General features: G+C 61.7%; 18 protein-coding genes. 14 read left to right on the top strand and 4 right to left on the bottom strand.

Annotation, left to right across the window (positions count from 1 at the left end; genetic code table 11):
* Positions 1 to 1,035 (bottom strand): LacI family DNA-binding transcriptional regulator, encoded by a 1,035-nt coding sequence (locus RB548_RS31625; RefSeq protein WP_331376313.1) that lies wholly within the window; start codon positions 1,033 to 1,035, stop codon positions 1 to 3.
* A 159-nt stretch (positions 1,036 to 1,194) separates the two neighbouring features.
* Here RB548_RS31625 and RB548_RS31620 point away from each other — a divergent pair, with 159 nt between their 5' ends.
* The 9 genes from RB548_RS31620 to RB548_RS31580 all read left to right on the top strand — a co-directional run bounded on the left by RB548_RS31620 (position 1,195) and on the right by RB548_RS31580 (position 9,828).
* A complete protein-coding gene (locus RB548_RS31620; protein ID WP_331376312.1) occupies positions 1,195 to 2,169 on the top strand; it encodes a sugar ABC transporter substrate-binding protein in 975 nt (324 codons plus the stop codon).
* Between the two features lie 107 nt (positions 2,170 to 2,276).
* The gene (locus tag RB548_RS31615; RefSeq protein WP_331376311.1) at positions 2,277 to 3,326 is read left to right on the top strand and encodes an ABC transporter permease; all 1,050 of its coding nucleotides are present in this window, start codon (positions 2,277 to 2,279) and stop codon (positions 3,324 to 3,326) included.
* Positions 3,327 to 3,336: 10 nt separating this feature from the next.
* Positions 3,337 to 4,335 carry an ABC transporter permease gene (locus RB548_RS31610; RefSeq protein ID WP_331376310.1) on the top strand — a complete coding sequence of 333 codons (999 nt, stop codon included), beginning with the start codon at positions 3,337 to 3,339 and terminating at the stop codon, positions 4,333 to 4,335.
* 10 nt (positions 4,336 to 4,345) lie between these two features.
* The gene (locus RB548_RS31605) at positions 4,346 to 5,170 is read left to right on the top strand and encodes an ATP-binding cassette domain-containing protein (protein WP_331376309.1); all 825 of its coding nucleotides are present in this window, start codon (positions 4,346 to 4,348) and stop codon (positions 5,168 to 5,170) included.
* 111 nt (positions 5,171 to 5,281) lie between these two features.
* Positions 5,282 to 6,187, top strand: coding sequence for a sugar phosphate isomerase/epimerase family protein (locus RB548_RS31600; RefSeq protein WP_331376308.1), 906 nt, complete (start codon positions 5,282 to 5,284; stop codon positions 6,185 to 6,187).
* Entirely contained in the window at positions 6,184 to 7,209 is a 1,026-nt protein-coding gene (locus tag RB548_RS31595; protein ID WP_331376307.1) for a Gfo/Idh/MocA family oxidoreductase, read from the top strand. Before RB548_RS31600 ends, RB548_RS31595 begins: the two co-directional genes overlap by 4 nt.
* A gap of 30 nt (positions 7,210 to 7,239) precedes the next feature.
* On the top strand, positions 7,240 to 8,412 hold the full coding sequence (locus RB548_RS31590) for a Gfo/Idh/MocA family protein (protein ID WP_331376306.1): 1,173 nt from the start codon (positions 7,240 to 7,242) through the stop codon (positions 8,410 to 8,412).
* An 81-nt stretch (positions 8,413 to 8,493) separates the two neighbouring features.
* The gene (locus RB548_RS31585) at positions 8,494 to 9,435 is read left to right on the top strand and encodes a sugar phosphate isomerase/epimerase family protein (RefSeq protein WP_331376305.1); all 942 of its coding nucleotides are present in this window, start codon (positions 8,494 to 8,496) and stop codon (positions 9,433 to 9,435) included.
* 102 nt (positions 9,436 to 9,537) lie between these two features.
* On the top strand, positions 9,538 to 9,828 hold the full coding sequence (locus tag RB548_RS31580; protein ID WP_331376304.1) for a MurR/RpiR family transcriptional regulator: 291 nt from the start codon (positions 9,538 to 9,540) through the stop codon (positions 9,826 to 9,828).
* A 34-nt stretch (positions 9,829 to 9,862) separates the two neighbouring features.
* Here RB548_RS31580 and RB548_RS31575 read toward each other — a convergent pair whose 3' ends face one another.
* The 3 genes from RB548_RS31575 to RB548_RS31565 all read right to left on the bottom strand — a co-directional run bounded on the left by RB548_RS31575 (position 9,863) and on the right by RB548_RS31565 (position 12,982).
* Positions 9,863 to 11,155: a tlde1 domain-containing protein gene (locus tag RB548_RS31575; RefSeq protein WP_331376303.1), complete on the bottom strand. Its 1,293-nt coding sequence runs from the start codon at positions 11,153 to 11,155 to the stop codon at positions 9,863 to 9,865.
* A gap of 339 nt (positions 11,156 to 11,494) precedes the next feature.
* Positions 11,495 to 12,262, bottom strand: coding sequence for a pyrroline-5-carboxylate reductase (locus tag RB548_RS31570; protein WP_331376302.1), 768 nt, complete (start codon positions 12,260 to 12,262; stop codon positions 11,495 to 11,497).
* The gene (locus RB548_RS31565) at positions 12,263 to 12,982 is read right to left on the bottom strand and encodes a GntR family transcriptional regulator (RefSeq protein WP_331376301.1); all 720 of its coding nucleotides are present in this window, start codon (positions 12,980 to 12,982) and stop codon (positions 12,263 to 12,265) included.
* A 199-nt stretch (positions 12,983 to 13,181) separates the two neighbouring features.
* Here RB548_RS31565 and RB548_RS31560 point away from each other — a divergent pair, with 199 nt between their 5' ends.
* The 5 genes from RB548_RS31560 (at position 13,182) to RB548_RS31540 (ending at position 17,124) form a co-directional block, all read left to right on the top strand.
* Entirely contained in the window at positions 13,182 to 14,015 is an 834-nt protein-coding gene (locus RB548_RS31560; RefSeq protein ID WP_331376300.1) for a substrate-binding periplasmic protein, read from the top strand.
* A gap of 73 nt (positions 14,016 to 14,088) precedes the next feature.
* On the top strand, positions 14,089 to 14,868 hold the full coding sequence (locus tag RB548_RS31555) for an amino acid ABC transporter ATP-binding protein (RefSeq protein ID WP_331376299.1): 780 nt from the start codon (positions 14,089 to 14,091) through the stop codon (positions 14,866 to 14,868).
* Positions 14,869 to 14,877: 9 nt separating this feature from the next.
* Positions 14,878 to 15,540 (top strand): amino acid ABC transporter permease, encoded by a 663-nt coding sequence (locus RB548_RS31550; RefSeq protein WP_331376298.1) that lies wholly within the window; start codon positions 14,878 to 14,880, stop codon positions 15,538 to 15,540.
* An 11-nt stretch (positions 15,541 to 15,551) separates the two neighbouring features.
* Positions 15,552 to 16,217: an amino acid ABC transporter permease gene (locus RB548_RS31545; RefSeq protein WP_331376297.1), complete on the top strand. Its 666-nt coding sequence runs from the start codon at positions 15,552 to 15,554 to the stop codon at positions 16,215 to 16,217.
* A gap of 28 nt (positions 16,218 to 16,245) precedes the next feature.
* Positions 16,246 to 17,124 (top strand): dihydrodipicolinate synthase family protein, encoded by an 879-nt coding sequence (locus tag RB548_RS31540; RefSeq protein ID WP_331376296.1) that lies wholly within the window; start codon positions 16,246 to 16,248, stop codon positions 17,122 to 17,124.
* Positions 17,125 to 17,275: the final 151 nt, after the last annotated feature.

Genomic DNA, 17,275 nt, shown 5'->3' with positions numbered 1-17,275 from the left:
TCACATATTCTCCGGCGTCACGATGTCAAACGGGACGGTGCGGTGGATTGTGCTCCCCGGTACGTCCTGATTGATCGTCTCGATCATTGTCTGCACCAGCGTGGCGGAGGTCTGCTCCAGCGGATGACAGAGGGCCGCGGTAATCAGTCCCTCGGACAGACCCTTTCGGGTCTCCGGGCCGATATCCCGGCATACCACGCGGATGCTCCTGCGCCGATCCTCGGGGGCTTCTCTCAGCGCTCGCAAAACCCCGGAGATACCGCCCCCGACGATGAGGATGCCGGCGAGGTCATCCGTTGTCGCGAGCAACTCCTGGACCATCCGGTAGGCCTCGCTCGGTTCCTCATGGGTGGGGCGGCTGTCCTCAATGGTCAGATGCGGCGCATGTTCCCGCATATAGGAGCGGAAGCTTGCATCGGCGACGTCCTGACACTGGTAGCGGTGGTTGCCGATGAATACAGCAATCCGCCCCGGCTCGGGCGTCATGTGCCCGATAAGCCATGCCGCCGTTCGCCCCATTTTCCAATTATCGGAGCCAACGTAAGCGGCTCTTTCCCGGGCTGATTGATCGGTAATATAGGCGGTGACCGGCTTGCGATGGTCGTGCAGTTCGCGGATGGCCTGCGCGATGACGGGATGATCTGCTGCAACCACGGCGACGGCGTCACAGGCTTCACCGAGGGCCTTCAGTCGACCCGCGATATTCTCAGGCGTTAAAAGGTCCACGAAATCGATCACCGGATCGACGACCTCATCACGCCTTGCGCGGCAGGCCTCGACGATCTTCTTGCCGAAGAGCTGGTAAAGCTCCCGGCTGGATTGCTGCAGCAGAAAGCCAAGCCGATATTTCGGTGCCGATTTCCGCAGCCGGTCCTCGATAGCGCCGACGCCGTAAAAACCAATGCGCTCTGCGGCAGCCTGGACGAGCTGCACGGTGGTGCCTTTAACCGAAGCGGTGCCGGTGAGGATCCTGTTGACCGTTGAGATTGAGACGCCCGCCTCTTTGGCAAGATCGGCAATGGTCGGCCGACGCATGATGTTCCTCCTCTCGCGGCGGTGATTGTATCATTATGAATGACACTGCATGATACTTTTTGTATGTTCAGTATTATTTGCCATTTCTGAAATTTCAAGCAGTCGATATGTTTCTCCTCACGGTCACGCCAGGGAGGCGGGCCAAGGGAGGAGAATGAGATGACTAAATTTCGCCGTCTTGCGGCAACCGTGTCGGCTGCCGCCATCATCACTTGCACTGCAACGGCCGTTATGGCTGCCAACATCTTCGTTGTGGGCGGCAAGCCGGACGATCCGTTCTGGTCGATCGTGAAGCGTGGCGCCGAGGACGCCGGCAAGGTGGTGGAGGCGCAGGGCGGCAAGGTAACCTGGCTCGGGCCCCAGAACTACGACAACCTTGGCGTCGATGCGGCGGAACTGATCCGTCAAGCGATCGACCAGGGCGCCGATGCGATCGTTGGGCCTAACTGGGTGCCGGAAGCCATGGACCCCGCCTTCAAAGCGGTTGTCGACGCCAAAATTCCGCTGGTCATCTATAATGCCGGGGGCATCGAAGCTGCCGATCGCCTGGGCGCCATGAACTACGTCGGCTCCAACGACTACCTGTCTGGCAAGGCCGCTGGCACCTACTTCGCCAAGCATGATCTGAAAAACGCCATCTGCCTCAACACGCTGCCCGGCGCAGCGAACATCGAAGCCTTCTGCAAAGGCATGATCGATGGCGTCACCGAAGGCGGCGGTGTCGGCTCGTCCCTGCCGCTGCCGGCAACCTCCTTCGGTTCGGCGACGGCCGTGGCGCAGGCCTTGAAGGCGCACCTGCTGCAGAACCCGGATATCAAAGCCGTGTTCGCTATCGGTAACGTCGACACGAACTCGGCGGTCAACGGTGTGACGCAGGCCGGCAAGCAGGGGCAGGTGCACGTCTGTGGCATGAACATGGACGAAACGATCCTGAACAACATCAAGAGCGGCACCCAGCTCTGCGCGATCGACCAGCAGGGTTACCTGCAGGGCTACCTGGCAGTCTCGATCCTGAACGCCAACGTCAACTACGGCCTCACCGTGCCGACCCGGGAAATCCTGACCGGCCCCGGTGTGATCGATAAAGCGAACGTCGAGGCCACCTTGGCGGGTGTGCAGGCGGGCGCCCGATAAACTTCGGCGGAACGTCGTGAAGCTGCCTGTCGCTTGAGGCAGGCCGCTTCCAGTCTTCCAATAGCGGCGACCGTTACCGGTCATGCGGCTTCGTTGGTGGTAATCAAATGAACACGACAAATAGTGCCCATGTCTCCTCGGTCCCTACAGGTGACCAGAATATCAAGGCGACCATCGGCCAGCTTTCCCGGCGACCTGAAGCGGGATCGCTCTTGGGCTTGATCGCGGTGTTCGTCTTCTTCGCCCTGGTGGGCGGCCAGGCTTTCCTGTCCTCCGCGGGCTATGCGAGCTGGCTCAACGTCGCCGCCGAGATCGGCATCGTCGCTCTCCCGGTTGGGCTCCTGATGATCGCAGGCGAAATGGACCTATCGATCGGCGCGGTCATTCCGGCGGCATCTCTGACGGTCGCCATCATTTCCGGCCACTACGGCCTTCCCGAGATTGTCGGGATTTTCGCCGGTCTGGGTGTCGGGCTCCTCGTCGGTTTTCTCAACGGCTTTGTCGTCAATCGCACGGGGGTGCCGTCCTTGATTGTCACCATCGGTTCCATGTTCGGCGTCATGGGCCTGACGCTGGGCTTCACCGTGCTCATCGCCGGCAGCACCGGCGTGTCGCTCGTGCCAAGCCCTACAGTCAAGGCGATCCTCGGCGATTTTGTCGGCGGCATGTTTCAGGTGACGATCTTCTGGTGGGTGCTGTTCGTGGCGGCGTTCTTCTATCTGCTGCACGTCTCGCCCGTGGGCAACTGGATCTTTGCTCTCGGTGGCGACAAGGTCTCGGCCCGCAACGCCGGCATCCCGACGGCGAGATTGACCGTCGCGCTCTACATGCTGTCGGGCTTCTCTGCCGCCTTCGTCGGCGTCAGCCAGGTGCTCGTCTACCAAAGCGCGCAGGTACTCGCGGGGCAATCGTTCATCTTCAATTCGATCATGTGCGTGGTCATCGGCGGTGTGCTTCTGACCGGAGGCGCCGGATCGGTGGTGGGCATTGTCTTCGGTACGCTCACCTTCGCAATCGTCAACCAGGGCATCTACTTCACCGGAATCGACCCCAACCTTGGCAGCGTCATTATCGGCGCGCTCCTGCTGCTCGCCGTGATGATGAATGACAAGTTCCGGCTGATGGCGATGTCCTATGCGACCAAAAAGAAGAAGTGAGGGCGGGGAGATGAACGGTTTTTCCATTGGACAAATTGTGCGCCGCCCGGAATTCGGGGCCGTGCTGAGCTTCGTCGCCGTGATTGCCTTCTACGTAGCCTTCGGCGGCGTTAGCCTGGGTGCGCTCTTCGGCGCGGCAAGCTGGATCAATTTCGCCGCCAACCTCGGCATCGTCGCCTTGCCCGTCGGCCTCCTGATGATCGCTGGCGAACTCGACATCTCGATCGGCGCAATGATCCCGGCGGGCTCGATGTCGATCGCCATCCTGTCGGGCTATTACGAGTTGCCGATCGTGATCGGCATGCTTGGAGCGCTCGCCTTCGGCGTTGGCGTGGGGTTGATCAACGGTTTTCTGGCGGTGCGCACGAGCGTGCCCTCGCTGATCATCACGCTGGGCACGCTGGTCGCGGTGCAGGGTCTGGTCCTCGCGGGATCGGCCATTCTGACCGGGGCCGCCTCGGTTCCGCTCGAAGCGCCCGCCTGGGCCAAGATGATCTTCGGCCAACTCATCCTCGGCAAATTCCAGGTGATCATCCTGTGGTGGTTTGCGCTGACCGTGGTCTTCGGCTTCGCGCTTCACGCGACGCGCTACGGCAACTGGATCTTCGCGATGGGAGGAGACGAGGTCAGCGCGCGCAATGCCGGCATTCCGACCAAGAGGCTGAAGATTGCACTCTTTGTTCTGTCGAGCACGGCCGCTTCCTTCGTCGGCATGTGCGGGGCGATCCAGTTCAACTCGGCGCAGGTCTCAGGCGGCATGAACTACATCTTCAACACGATCGTCTCGATTGTGGTGGGTGGGGTGCTGCTCGCCGGCGGCTTCGGCTCCATCGCCGGGATCTTCCTCGGCGCGCTGACCTTCGCCGTCGTCAACCAGGGCATCTATTTCACCGACATCGACCGCAACTGGTCCAACCTCATTATCGGCGTGATGCTCATGGCCGCTGTCCTGATGAACAATACCTTCCGGCAGATGGCGCTTAGCTTCGTGCCGAAGAAAAAGAAGTGAGTGTTCAACCATGTCTGACAATACTCCGATCCTTGAACTTCAAAATGTCGACAAGAGCTTCGGTCCGATCGACGTGCTGCACGACATCTCGCTCAAGGTCCGTGCGGGCGAAGTGCTGTGCCTGCTCGGCGACAATGGCGCCGGCAAGTCGACGCTCATCAAGACGCTTGCAGGGGTGCACAAGCCCACACGCGGCACCATCCTGATGGACGGAAAGCCGGTCGAATTCAGAGGACCGCGCGAGGCGCAGGAGATGGGCATTTCGACTGTGCACCAATTCGGCGGCACCTTTCCGCTGATGTCGATCGGCCGCTCCTTCTTTGTCGGCGTCGAACCGACCAAGGGTTGGGGGCCGTTCAAGGTCTATGACCGCAAGACCGCCAACGAGATCGCCGTCAAGGCCGTGCAGGACTTCGGCATCACCCGCATCGATGACGGCGATCGTCTGGTCGGGGGGCTTTCAGGCGGCGAACGCCAGTCACTTGCGATTGCCCGTGCCGTGCATTTCGGCGCCCGCGTGCTGATCCTCGACGAACCAACCGCGGCGCTCGGCGTGAAACAGGCGGCGCATGTGTTGCGGATCGTCAACCAGGCGAAGCGGCGGGGCCTGGCAGTGATCTTCATCACCCATCAGGTCATGCACGCCATGACGGTGGGTGATCACTTCGCCGTGCTCATCCGTGGAGCAATCGCCGCAGACTTCCGCAGGGGCGAAAAGTCCCGTGAGGAGATCACTGATCTGATGGCGGGTGGGGAAACCATGGCTGATCTGGAGGCTCAAATCGAGACTTACATGGATTCGCACGAGGGTCAGCCCCCACCGCCAGCCCAGTAATCGCTGACGGCATCACAAACGAATTGCGCAAACGCGCACAGCTTCGACAGCGACTGAAAGGACCGCTGTCGGAGGACGGAGAATTGCGTCCAGAATCCGGAGGTCAAAAAAATGAAAATCGCACTCGACCCGTTCATGCATCGGCATCTCTCGCTTGAGGAGTTGCCGAGAAAGGTCAAGGAACTCGGCTACGACTGGATCGAGCTTTCGCCGCGTGGCGATTTCCTCGAATGGTTCAAAGCGCCGCGCGTCTTTCCCGATCGGGTGAAGTCGTTCAAGAAGGCGCTTTCAAGTGCCGATGTCGGCATCGCATCGCTGCTGCCGATGTATCGCTGGGCCTCCAATGACGAGGCCGAGCGTCAGGCGGCGGTGAAACATTGGAAGCGGGCTATCGAGATCTGCGTCGAACTGGGCGTCGACACGATGAACTCGGAGTTCGGCCGCGGCCCGCACCCGGACAAGGGGTCCTGCTACTGCTGCCATACCGGGTCGATGATCGAGGCCTGCGAAGACGCCTGGTGGCGCTCGATGGAAGAGCTCGTGCCGATCTTCGAGCGCGAGGACATCAACTTGCATGTCGAGCCGCACCCGGAAGACTGGTGCGAGACGCTGCAGCCGGCGCTCGACATCATCCGCACAGTCAATTCGAAGAATGTCAAATTCCTCTACTGCGCGCCGCACACCTTCTATTTCGGCGACGACACCAAAGCCATGCTGCGCGAAGCGGCGGACGTTCTTGCCCATGTCCATGTGGGCGACACGTTCAACCATAAGGCCTCTTCGGGTCTGCGCTACATCGTCAATCCGCCGGGCTCGGCCGCCCGAGTACACCAGCATCTCGACATCGGCCAGGGCGAGGTGCCGTGGGACGATTTCTTCGGCACGCTCGCGGAGATCGGTTTCGACGGCATCATGACGGCTTGCGTCTTCGCCTGGGAAGAGCGCGCCGACCACTCCGGCCGCTTCATGCGCGAGAAGATGCAGGAATACGTCGAGAAGTACTGGGGGGCAAAATGACCCTCCAGATTGGCGTCATCGGCACGGGTATGATCGGCCAGGATCATATCCGCCGTCTTACGAAAGTCCTTTCCGGTATTGAAGTCGTGGGTGTCACCGACATCGACCAGGCCCGCGCTGCTGCTGCCGCCCCCGAAGGGGCGGAGGTGTTTGCCACCCCCACGGCTTTGATCTCTTCGGATAACGTGCAGGCCGTGGTGATCTGCTCCTGGGGACCGGCACACGAGGAGCAACTGCTCGCCTGCATCGCTGCCGGCAAGCCGGCCTTCTGCGAAAAGCCCTTGGTGACATCCGAGGCGGCCGCGCTTCGCGTGATTGAAGCCGAAGTGGCCTTCGGCCGGCGTCTCGTGCAGGTGGGCTTCATGCGGCGTTTCGATGCCGACTATCGCCGCCTCAAGGCCGTGATCGACGGAGGGAAACTTGGCGCGCCGCTGATGTTCCATTCCGTGCATCGCAATGCCTCGGTCCCCGAAGGCCTCTACACATCGGAGATGCCGCTGAACGACACGCTGGTGCATGACGCAGACATCTCCCGCTGGCTCCTGTCGGACGAGGTTACTGGGGTGGAGGTGCGCGTGCCGCGCCGGTCATCGCGCGGAGGCGAACTGCGCGATCCGGTCTTCGTGCTCCTGCACATGGCCTCGGGTGCGCTGGTCGATGTCGAGATTTCGGTGAATATCTCCTATGGCTATGACATCCGCGGCGAGGTCAGCTGCGAGACGGGCGTGGCCGCACTCCCGACCCGCCCGGCAGCCGTAATTTCGGATTCGAACGGCATCCGTCAGGCGATCCCCGAGGACTGGCGCGAGCGCTTCATCGAAGCATACGACCAGGAGTTCCGCGAATGGATCGTGGCCGCCTCTGAGGGCACCGCGACTGGTCCGTCCACCTGGGATGGATACGCGGCCACGCTGGTGGCCGATGCCGCTCTGCGTGCCGTGGCCAGCGGCGGCTTCGAATCAATCAACATGATAGCGAAACCCGGCCTTTACGGGCCTCCGACCGCCATGGCGGCGGAATGAACCAGTAGGCCATTTCAGGAAGATGATCAGATGATCAATGGAGAAAGAACGGTTTCCCGCCCCTTGCGCTGGGGCATGGTCGGCGGTGGACGCACCGGTCAGGTTGGCTACAAACACCGCACCGGCGCGCTCCGGGACGGCACCTATGAGCTTGTTGCCGGTGCCTTCGATCTCGATTTCGAACGCGGCCGGGACTTCGGCATCAGGCTCGGGGTGGCGGTGGATCGCTGCTACGCCACTTATCAGGAACTGATCGTCAATGAGGCGGCGCGGGAGGACGGCGTCGAAGTCGTCTCGATCGCAACGCCCAACTTCACCCATTACGAAATCACCAAGGCCTGCCTCGAAGCGGGCCTGCACGTGATCTGCGAAAAGCCGCTCTTCTTCACGGTGGCCGAATGCGAAGAGGTGGCGAAGCTCGCCGAGGAAAAGGGCCTGATCGTCGGCGTCACCTACGGCTTCACCGGCCATCCGCTGGTCCACCAGATGGCCGCCATGGTCAGGAAAGGCATGCTCGGCGATATCCGTATCGTCGACATGCAATATACCCATGGCTTCAACTCGGGCGACGACGTCGGTGCAGGCGAGGCCGTCAAATGGCGCACGAACCCGAAGACCGCCGGGCCGACCTTTGTCCTCGGCGACATCGGCACGCATCTCTACTACCTGTCAGAGATCGTCTTGCCACATATGAAGATCGAGAAGCTTCTCTGTGACCGCAAGGCGTTCATCCCGACCCGTGCGCCGCTCGAAGACCATGCCACGGTGCTGATGCACTACGACAACGGGGCGCGGGGCCGCCTCTGGGTTTCGTCGGTGGACGCGGGCAATATGGGATCGCAACGCTATCGCTTCGTGGGCTCGAAGGCCTCGATCGAATGGTCCGATGCCCATCCGGACCAGCTGATCTACGAAGTCCAGGGCGAGCCGAACCGTACCCTACACCACGGCATGCCGTATCTGGAGGAAGAAAGCCTCGCCGTCGACCGGATGGGTGCGCTGCACACCGAAGGCCTGGGCGATAGCTGGGCCAACATCTATCTCTGGATCGCCCAGGCGATCGACGCAAAACGTCGCGGCGACGAGGTCTTCCTCAAGGACCACCATTACCCGGGCATCGAGGCGGGCACCGAGGGTGTGCGCTGGCTGGAAAACTGCGTCCGTTCGGCGGATGCAGGTTCGGCTTGGATTGACTTCAAGTAGTTCAACCTGGGGGCACGCTGGACTTTCCTCCGTCCATCTCCCAAGCGCGCCCCCATTTTTCCATACAGAAAGATTGAGACGATGAAACTTTCCATTTGCACTGACGTGATGGGCAACCTGTCTTTTACGGACATGCTCGATAAATGCGTCGAGCTCGGCGTCGAAGGCATCGAGATGACCGGCGGCGGCTGGTCGCGCGCGCCGCATTTCCGCGCCGATGAACTGCTTGAAGATAAGGGACTTCTGAAAACCAAGATCAAGGAAATCGAAGCCCGCGGTCTTCAAATCGCCGCCCTCAATTGCTCGGCCAATCCGCTGGACCCCGGCGACATGGGCAAACGCCACCGCAAGGAGATGGAGCAGACGATCCGGCTCGCTGGCGAGATCGGCGTCAGGACCATCGTGACGATGTCCGGTCTGCCGGAAGCCGCTCCCGGCGACAGTGTTCCCAATTGGCTCGTCTATACCAAGAGCTGGCCCGACGAGATGCCCGAGCGCGACCGCTATCAGTGGGAAGACCGCGCATTCCCGCTGTGGCACGGCCTGGTCAAGCTCGCCAAGGAAGTCGGCGTCGAGAAATATGCTCTCGAAAACTTCTCGGCGATGTTGGTCTGGAACCCCGAAACCCTCTTCCGCCTGCGCAATGAGGTCGGCCCGACGGTCGGTATGAACCTCGACCCCTCGCATCTGATATGGATGGGGGCGGATCCGATTGCCTCCGCCCGCGCGCTGGGACCCGCAATTCACCACTGCCACGGCAAGGACACCCGTATCGAGCGGGGCCTGGCCGATGTCAACGGCCTGCTCGAGCTGAAGGAGGTCACCGACGTCGCGAACCGTAGCTGGAACTATGTCGCCGTAGGCGCGGGCCGTGACCTGCAATGGTGGAAGGAGTTCTTCTCCGTCGTCCGCATGTGCGGCTACAACGGCTGGGTAAGCTTGGAAATGGAAGACTTCACCATGTCTACCGAGGCTGGGATTCGATCCTCCATCGAGGCACTTCAGACGACCATCAGCCGCTAACGGAAATGCGGGTGTCGCCGGCATAGGCTCGCGGTGCCCGCCAGACCATTTCAGTCAGTCAGACGTCCTGATGATGAACCCCGTACATATGAACGTTGCTCGATGGAAAAATCCCGCAGCAGGAATCCCCCGAAGACCCTTCAGGAGTTGAAGTGCGATATTGCCAGGCGGCAGATCACCTTTCCCGGTACTCTGGACCGAGTGGCGCGCGAGGTCATCGATCGACCTGAAGCGGCAGCCTTCGAGACCGCCGCAATGATTGCCAGAAGGTGCAATGTCTCGGCGAGCACGGTTCAGCGACTCGCGCGCCATCTCGGCCTTCGCACGTTCGCCGACCTGAAGGCGGTTCTGCGAGAACATGTTCGCGATAGCTCGCGCCGCAGTTCCCGGTGACAGGCCTTCAACAGTCGGCTGTCGGGTGTTGCTGTCAGGAGCTCTTGCCGTTCGAAGCCATGCGCATGCCGGCTGCGCGCCCGCCGCTCGGTACCACGACGATCTGCCTGACCTTGCCTTGTTTGAAGGCGGTGAGAAAACGCGGGTAGTCCTTGAAGGCGACGCAGCCATGCGATTCCGCCCGATTGCCGCGCAGCAGGTAGCTGTGCGTCAGGAAGCCGTCGCGGCCATGCTTGTTCTTTCCGTCGACAGGCAGCATGCGGATCGCCTCGACGCCATGGAAGCGTGTTTCGCGCATCCTGAGATTGTAGGTGTGCGGTGGGGTCGGTCCGGTCATCTTGACATTCACGTAACGCGGATTGTCGGCCATCTTGCCGATGCCGGAATGGGCCTCGAGCACGCTGCCGTCGGGCATGTACACCTTGGCGGCCGCGATATCGTAGACGGCGACGCCATTTCCGGCCTTGGCTCCGCTGCCGAAGATGTTGCGCAGGGCCTGTCCGAAGCCGCTGCTGGAACCGTTCTCTGCCGGATTGTCCGGCCGCGCATAGGCGAGCTTCTGCTTTCTCGGCGTTTCGCGTTCGTCGGCCTTCCCGGTCCCTTCGGCCCTTGGCTGTGCTGCGTCCTGGGGCTGCCTGGTCTCGGGTTCCTCCGTTTCGGCAGCAGGCTGTTGGGCCTGATCGTCGCGCGGGCGGAACTGCGGCAGCGGGCCGGAGGACGGCGTATCCTCATAGCCTGGCAGCGCGTCGCCGTCCGTGTTCGGATCCTGCGAAGCTGCGAGGTTGTCCTCCAGCAAGGCCGAGAAGGCGGTGCTGGTCGTTCCGCTCTGGGAGTGGGCGGCATAGGCCAGCAAGGGCAGGGGCCTGTCGGTCGAGCCGGCGGGCAGTGGCCCAAATGGGCCGGGAGCAGGCGCGTCAACCTTTGCAGGCGGGCGGAGCGAGTTGGCGGAACCGGGGCGCTCGAAATGGCCGGCGAGCTTCCCCGATGTCAATGCGGCCTGCTTCACCAAGGCGTCGAAGAGCGCCGCCTTGCCGCTGCTCCCGGCATCTCCGGAAACATCGGGACTGCGGGTGGATCGGCTGGTGGCAAGGTTTGCGGACAGGACGGGCTGCGCCGCCGCGGCGACCAGCCGCGTCGCCTGGCTGATCCTGGCGTGCTTGTCCCATGGGCGCTCTTTTGTCCTCTCCGCCAAATAAAGCTGCGGCTTGGGCAGGTAGCTGCCTGAACCATGAGCGAAGGAACTGCCCATCGCGGCCATGCCGACCGCCGACCACACAGCCGCGCCGGCAAGGGCGGTGCCGCAGCAGGTGATCAACAGTGGGCGCAACAGACGCTGCAAGGACTGTGGGCGAACGATCTTACTCAACAACGCAAATCAAGCCAGAAAATCACGCAAAAGGCCCTCAGGCCGGCGAGCGGCCACCGCTGCGCGACTTCCGGATTGTCCCCTCATGACGACTGATGGAGATAAGATGGACAACTATGGTTAAATTTTGCTTTCCAGAACCCCGGATAGATCCGAACCAGCATTCCTGTGAGCGCCCACCTCGGGCTGCCGGTATCGGCGTGATGTCGATCCGGCGCTTCCTACGTCCAATCAGAGCTACCGGAACATGCCGGGGGTTGCGGCCGGAGCTCCGCGAACCCCATCGCTGAGCGGCGTTTTCTAGCCTCGAACGCGCTCCAGCACGCGTTCGAGGGCGCCGATCAATGCTTGACTTCCGCCGCTACGATGGAAGTCTTCGAACATCTGCTCATTCAAACCGCCCGGCGTCGAAAACTCGCGTCTTAGAATGTCGAGCGGCGTTTGACCAGTCCTGACAGCCGTCTGCGCAAGGCGGGCAAAGAGCGGCGCCAGATAGGCACGTGCCTTCTCGCTCGCCATGCCCTTTTGCGCCATCCAGCTGGTCGCCCGGTCGAGGATCCCGAAATACGTGCCCATCAGCGCGCTGGCGACGGCGAGCAGGTCGTATTCCTCTTTCGTCTCGCATTCGACGGCGCTGCCGAGCGCGGCGAAGATGGCTGCGATCTCGGCGTGGGGCGGGTAGATTGCGGTCACGCCTTCCCGTTCGGCGACGAAGGGCAGCGGGATCGCCTGCGTGAGGTTCACGTTCTCCTTGATCCAGCTCAGGAGCTTGGAACGATCCGTCGCCGCGACGACGCTGACGACTGTCTGGTCCTTCCGGAATGTGAGTCCGCCGATCACCTCTTCTGCGATCTGCGGCCGAATCGCGAGAAACAGGATGTCCGCCGCATCGACCACTTTCTGGTTGTCCTTGGCGATCCGCACCGAAGGAAACCGGCTGGCGAGCCGGGCGGCAATCTCCCGATTGCGAGGCGAGACGTGGATCTCCGTCACACCAAGCCCGGCGCCGACGATGCCTGTCACCATCGCCTCGGTAATCGCACCTGTGCCGACGAAACCGATACGCATCTATTCCGCTGCCTTCCGCCGCCCGAGTGATACATCCGTCGTGTAGTTCTCGCGCATGAAATTGATGAAGTTCTGCTGGAACTGGCGCGTATGGGCATGGGCCAGTTCGTCGGCGAGATCGACATTCTTCGCCCGGATCGCCTCGAGCATCAGGTTGTGCTCGTCGGTCAACAGGTAACCTTCGTGCGACCGCTCCAGATACTCGAAATGGAGATGCAGCATCCGCTGGCCCTGGTTGAGGAGCCGCTCGTAGAAGGACGCGAGATATGGATTCTTGCCGGCCCTGGCGATCGCCATATGGAACTGCTTGTTCGCCTCGGACATCTGAAGGTGATTTCCGGTTTTCACGGCCGCCTCGAATTCCTTCTGGCGCTTGGCGATGGCCTTCAGGTCGGCATCGGTCCTGAGCTCCGCCGCAAGGCGGGTGTTCATGCGCTGCGCGATGTCGAGCGCCTCCACATATTTCGGAAACGTTGCGACTTCGATCGGTGCCACGATCGTGCTGCGGTTCGATAGTGTGACGACCAGCTCCTCGCCGGCGAGCCGGATCAACGCTTCGCGGACGGGCGAGCGGGACATATCGAACCGTTCGGCCAGCGTGTTCTCGTCAAGGAGCTGGCCGGGGGCGAGCGTCAGCGCCAGGATCTCGTTTCTCAACGTCTCGTAGACGCTTTTCCAGCCCGTACCTTTGGCTCGCTTGGTTTCTGCTTCGTCAGACACTTAGGTCCCTTTCCCGTCATCCGGACGCATAAGGCCAGATCGGTCCTGCGCTGACAATGTAATTTTTCCGCTTGACTTTGTCGACACTAAGACGACATTAATCATTGTGTCGACACGAAGACGACACAAAAGCCAAGATCGGCTGAAAGCCGACGAGAGGAACCGCGCGTTACGCGCACGTCAAACAGAGGAAATGACGATGCTGTCGAAGATGCTTTCGCCCCTGCTGCGGGCGCTGCCTGCGCTTGCCCTGATCACTGGTCTTTCAACCACCGTTGCTTCCGCCCAAACGGCCGATGGCTATTGGCAAGGCGTGCAGAAGGCAGGTGTCCTTCGTTGCGGCGCGGCCGTCGCCCCGCCCTATGTCATGCGTGACCCGGCAACGGGCGAGTATTCGGGCTTCTTCGCCGATCTGTGCCGCGAATTCGCCGATGTCCTGAAGGTCAAGCCGGAATTCGTGGATACGACCTGGGACAACATTGTCGCCGGTCTGCAGGCGGGCAAATGGGACGTCTCGCTCGCGCTGAACAGGACGCCGGCCCGCGCCATGGCCGTGCAGTTCTCCATTCCGGCAATGGAGTACCAGATCTCGCTCGCCTACAATAAGGAGAACCCGAAGGTGCCGAGCGGTGCGACCTCGGTCGCCGACATCGACAAGAAGGACGTGACGCTGGCGGTCATGTCCGGCACCGCACAGGACAAGGCGATCACCGCCGCCGTGAAAAACGCAACCATCCTGCGTCTGCCTGGCAATGACGAGACGCGTCTGGCGGTGGTCTCCAGACGGGCGGACATCCTCGTCGATGCCTCCGACACCAATCAGCTTTTCACCCAATCGAACCCTGACTGGGCGGTCGCGCTCAACCCGAAGCCGGCGCTGGCGAAGCAGGGTGTCGCCTTTGGCCTGCCGCACCAGCTTTCGACGGCCGACGTCGAAGTGGTCAACATCTTCCTCGAAGAGAAGGTCGCGACCGGTCACGTGGACGAACTGATCCGCAAGGCCGTCGATCAGGTGCTGAAGAGCACGCAGTAACGGTAGCCTGGCCGGGCGCGGCCACCGTTTGCCCGGCCACTCTCATCCCCTCCTTTGACCAGTGAGATCGGCAATGACCATGTCCTTCAGTGCCCCCCTTGTCAAAATCCAGTCCCTTCACAAGAGCTACGGGCCGCATATCCAGGTGCTCAAGGGATTGGACATCGAGATGAAGCCCGGCGAACGGGTCGTGGTGATCGGCCCGAGCGGCGGCGGCAAGAGCACGCTGCTGCGCGTCATGATGGGGCTGGAGAAGATCGACAGCGGCTCGATCAGCTTCGGCGGCAAGCCCTACATATCCTCGGCGGGAGCCGACAGGAAGACCGTGATCGACACCGAGGTGCGCCGGTCGATCGGCATGGTGTTCCAGCACTACACGCTGTTCCCGCACCTCACCGTCATCCAGAACCTGATCCTCGCGCCCTGCAAGGTCAGAGGAGAAAACAAGGCGAGCGCCACCAAGCGTGCCCAGGCGCTGCTCGAGCGCTTCGGCCTCGGCGCGAAGGCGGGCGCTTATCCGGCGCAACTCTCCGGCGGGCAGAAACAGCGCGTGGCGATCGCCCGCGCCCTGATGCTCGATCCGAAGCTGATGCTCTTCGACGAGGTGACGTCGGCGCTCGATCCCGAACTCGTCGCCGAAGTCGAGCAGGTCATCCTGCAGCTTGCCGCCCAAGATATGCCGATGATGATCGTCACCCACGACATGTGGTTTGCGAAGAACATTGCCTCACGCGTGATCTTCTGCGCCGGCGGCGTGGTCGTCGAGGATGGACCGCCGGAGCAGGTGCTCGGCTCGCCCAGGGAAGAGCGCACCCGCGAGTTCATCGATCGCGTCTTCCATATCCGGCATTAGGAGGGGAAGATGGGCTATTCTTTCGACTTCCAGTCGATCTCCTTCGGTCCTCTTTGGGACGGACTGATCGTGACGCTGCAACTGACGGTCGCCGCCAATCTCATCGGCGTCGTGCTCGGCTTTCCGCTGGCGCTGCTCATCATGAACCGCTTTGCACCGGTCCGGCTGCCGGCCATGCTCTTCGTCGAATTCTTCCGCTGCACGCCGGCGATCGTGCAGATCGTCTGGTTCTTCTATTGCGTGCCGATGCTGTTCAACGTCTTTCTCGGCTCGATGACGATGGGCATCCTGGCGCTCGGCCTCAACCTGATGGCCTTCAACGCCGAGGCCTATCGTGCCGCAATCCAGGCCGTTCCGCGCGAACAGCTCGATGCCGGTATCGCGCTCGGTCTCAATCCGCTGCAGCGCACCCTCCATATCGTGCTGCCGACCGCGGTCCGAGCGTCGATACCGGTCCTGCTCACCAATGGCATCGGCATCTTCCAGCAAACCGCGCTGGTCGCCATCGTCGCCGTGCAGGACCTCATGTACCAGGCGAAGACGCTTGCAACCGAGACCTATCGGCCGATCGAGACCTTCACCATCGTCGCGCTGGTCTACTTCGCCGTCTCGTTCCCCGTCTCACAGATCGTCGGCTACCTCGAACGCCGCCGCCAACTGATGATGAGCTGAGGAGAAGACTAATGGCTCTCGACTTCTCCATCGTCCTTCGCTTCCAGGAAGCGCTCGCGCTCGGTCTCTGGATGACGATCAAGCTGACGCTGATCTGCATTGTTCTCGGCTGCAGTCTCGGTTTCCTTATCGGCCTCGCCCGGACCTCGCGCAGCACGATCCTGCGCGCGGTCTCCAGCGTCTATGTCGAGTTCTTCCGCGGAACGCCGGTGCTCGTCCAGCTCTTCTGGATCTTCTTCTGCCTGCCGCTGATCCTCGGCGTCGAGCTCTCCAACCTCACCTCCGGTGTGATCGCTCTCACCCTCTATATGGGCGCGATCACCAGCGAGACCTTCCGGGCTTCGCTGAAATCAATCGGGCCGGAGCAGCTCGACGCCTGCGTTGCACTGGGCCTTTCGCGCCGCGTTCAAGTGGCGAACGTCATCCTGCCGCAGGCGGTGCTCCGCGCCGTCCCGACGCTGCTCTCCAACTGCGTCAGCCTGTTCAAGGAAAGCGCGCTGGTCTCCGCCGTCGGCATGGCCGACCTGATGTTCGTCGGTCAGAACATTTCCAACAATACGGCGCGACCTATCGAGGTACTCACGGTCGTCGCTCTCATCTATTTCGTCATCGCGTTTCCGCTGACCCGTGCCGTCACGCTCGTCGAGCGGCGCGTGCTCGCCAAACTCGCGATCTGAATCGAAATCTTTCGAAAGGAGATATTCCATGAAACTCTCTGGCGTCATGCCCGCCCTTATCACCCCGTTCGACGCGAGCAACAGGGTCGACTTCAAGGCTTTCGAAAAGCTTCTGACCCATCTGCGTGATGCCGGGGTCACCGGCTGGGTTCCGAACGGGTCGACCGGAGAGTATTTCAGCCAGTCCAAGGAAGAGCGCCGCGATGTGCTGCAGTTCGTCAAGGATTTTGCCAAACCGGGCGAAATTCTGATCGCCGGCACCAATGCGCCCGCCACCCGCGAAGTCATCGAGCAGACGGCAATCGCCAAAGAGATCGGCTATGACACTGTGCTGCTCGCCCCGCCGTTCTACACCCGGCCGACGCAAGCCGAACTGATCCGGCATTACGAAAGCGTGCTCGATGCCGTGGATGTGAACCTGGTCCTCTATTCCTATCCGGCCAAGGATGGTTCGGACATCAGTTTCGAGCTGATGGACCATTTCGCCGACAATCCGCGCGTGATGGGGATCAAGGAAAGCTCAGGGGTATTGCAGCGCGCGATCGACATCGCCAGCCGCTACGACGGCCGCATCCAACTGGTGTCCGGATCGGACGACATTGCGCTCGACTTCATGTTCTGGGGTGCGGAGAGCTGGATCTGCGGGCCGGCGAACTGCATGGCCAAGGCATGCTGCGATCTCGACCGAACGTTCCGTTCCGGTGATCTCGACAAGGCGCGCGCGCTGATGAAAACGCTCTACCGCGCGATGAACATCCTCGAAAGCGGCAAGTTCGTGCAGAAGATCAAGTATGGCTGCGAGCTTCAGGGCTTGCCCATGGGTGAGTGCCGCGCGCCACTGGGGCCGCTGACCGACGATGAAAAGGCTGAGTTCCGCACCGCTATGGAGCCGATCCTGAACTGGTAATCGGAACCGGTCATCGCTTGTCAATGCGCTGTTTCTTGGCCGTTCGGCGATCAGGAAGCGGCGCCTCGACAGTAAGGACCCGAGCGATCCTATCCCGAGAGCTTCACGGTGGCCGACACCTGGATGACCACGGTTTGATTGCCGCACCACA

This window comes from Sinorhizobium chiapasense (genome assembly GCF_036488675.1).
In the GTDB taxonomy this organism is placed as follows: Bacteria; Pseudomonadota; Alphaproteobacteria; order Rhizobiales; family Rhizobiaceae; genus Sinorhizobium; species Sinorhizobium chiapasense.
Note: the sequence above shows the minus strand (reverse complement) of the source record. Positions and strands in the feature narration are given on the sequence as shown.

What these genes read in the sequence shown, in the direction of transcription:
- RB548_RS31625 (WP_331376313.1), bottom strand. Translation starts at nt 1,035, where the DNA reads ATGCGTCGGCCGACCATTGCCGATCTTGCCAAAGAGGCGGGCGTCTCA.
- RB548_RS31620 (WP_331376312.1), top strand. Translation starts at nt 1,195, where the DNA reads ATGACTAAATTTCGCCGTCTTGCGGCAACCGTGTCGGCTGCCGCCATC.
- RB548_RS31615 (WP_331376311.1), top strand. Translation starts at nt 2,277, where the DNA reads ATGAACACGACAAATAGTGCCCATGTCTCCTCGGTCCCTACAGGTGAC.
- RB548_RS31610 (WP_331376310.1), top strand. Translation starts at nt 3,337, where the DNA reads ATGAACGGTTTTTCCATTGGACAAATTGTGCGCCGCCCGGAATTCGGG.
- RB548_RS31605 (WP_331376309.1), top strand. Translation starts at nt 4,346, where the DNA reads ATGTCTGACAATACTCCGATCCTTGAACTTCAAAATGTCGACAAGAGC.
- RB548_RS31600 (WP_331376308.1), top strand. Translation starts at nt 5,282, where the DNA reads ATGAAAATCGCACTCGACCCGTTCATGCATCGGCATCTCTCGCTTGAG.
- RB548_RS31595 (WP_331376307.1), top strand. Translation starts at nt 6,184, where the DNA reads ATGACCCTCCAGATTGGCGTCATCGGCACGGGTATGATCGGCCAGGAT.
- RB548_RS31590 (WP_331376306.1), top strand. Translation starts at nt 7,240, where the DNA reads ATGATCAATGGAGAAAGAACGGTTTCCCGCCCCTTGCGCTGGGGCATG.
- RB548_RS31585 (WP_331376305.1), top strand. Translation starts at nt 8,494, where the DNA reads ATGAAACTTTCCATTTGCACTGACGTGATGGGCAACCTGTCTTTTACG.
- RB548_RS31580 (WP_331376304.1), top strand. Translation starts at nt 9,538, where the DNA reads ATGGAAAAATCCCGCAGCAGGAATCCCCCGAAGACCCTTCAGGAGTTG.
- RB548_RS31570 (WP_331376302.1), bottom strand. Translation starts at nt 12,262, where the DNA reads ATGCGTATCGGTTTCGTCGGCACAGGTGCGATTACCGAGGCGATGGTG.
- RB548_RS31560 (WP_331376300.1), top strand. Translation starts at nt 13,182, where the DNA reads ATGCTGTCGAAGATGCTTTCGCCCCTGCTGCGGGCGCTGCCTGCGCTT.
- RB548_RS31555 (WP_331376299.1), top strand. Translation starts at nt 14,089, where the DNA reads ATGACCATGTCCTTCAGTGCCCCCCTTGTCAAAATCCAGTCCCTTCAC.
- RB548_RS31550 (WP_331376298.1), top strand. Translation starts at nt 14,878, where the DNA reads ATGGGCTATTCTTTCGACTTCCAGTCGATCTCCTTCGGTCCTCTTTGG.
- RB548_RS31545 (WP_331376297.1), top strand. Translation starts at nt 15,552, where the DNA reads ATGGCTCTCGACTTCTCCATCGTCCTTCGCTTCCAGGAAGCGCTCGCG.
- RB548_RS31540 (WP_331376296.1), top strand. Translation starts at nt 16,246, where the DNA reads ATGAAACTCTCTGGCGTCATGCCCGCCCTTATCACCCCGTTCGACGCG.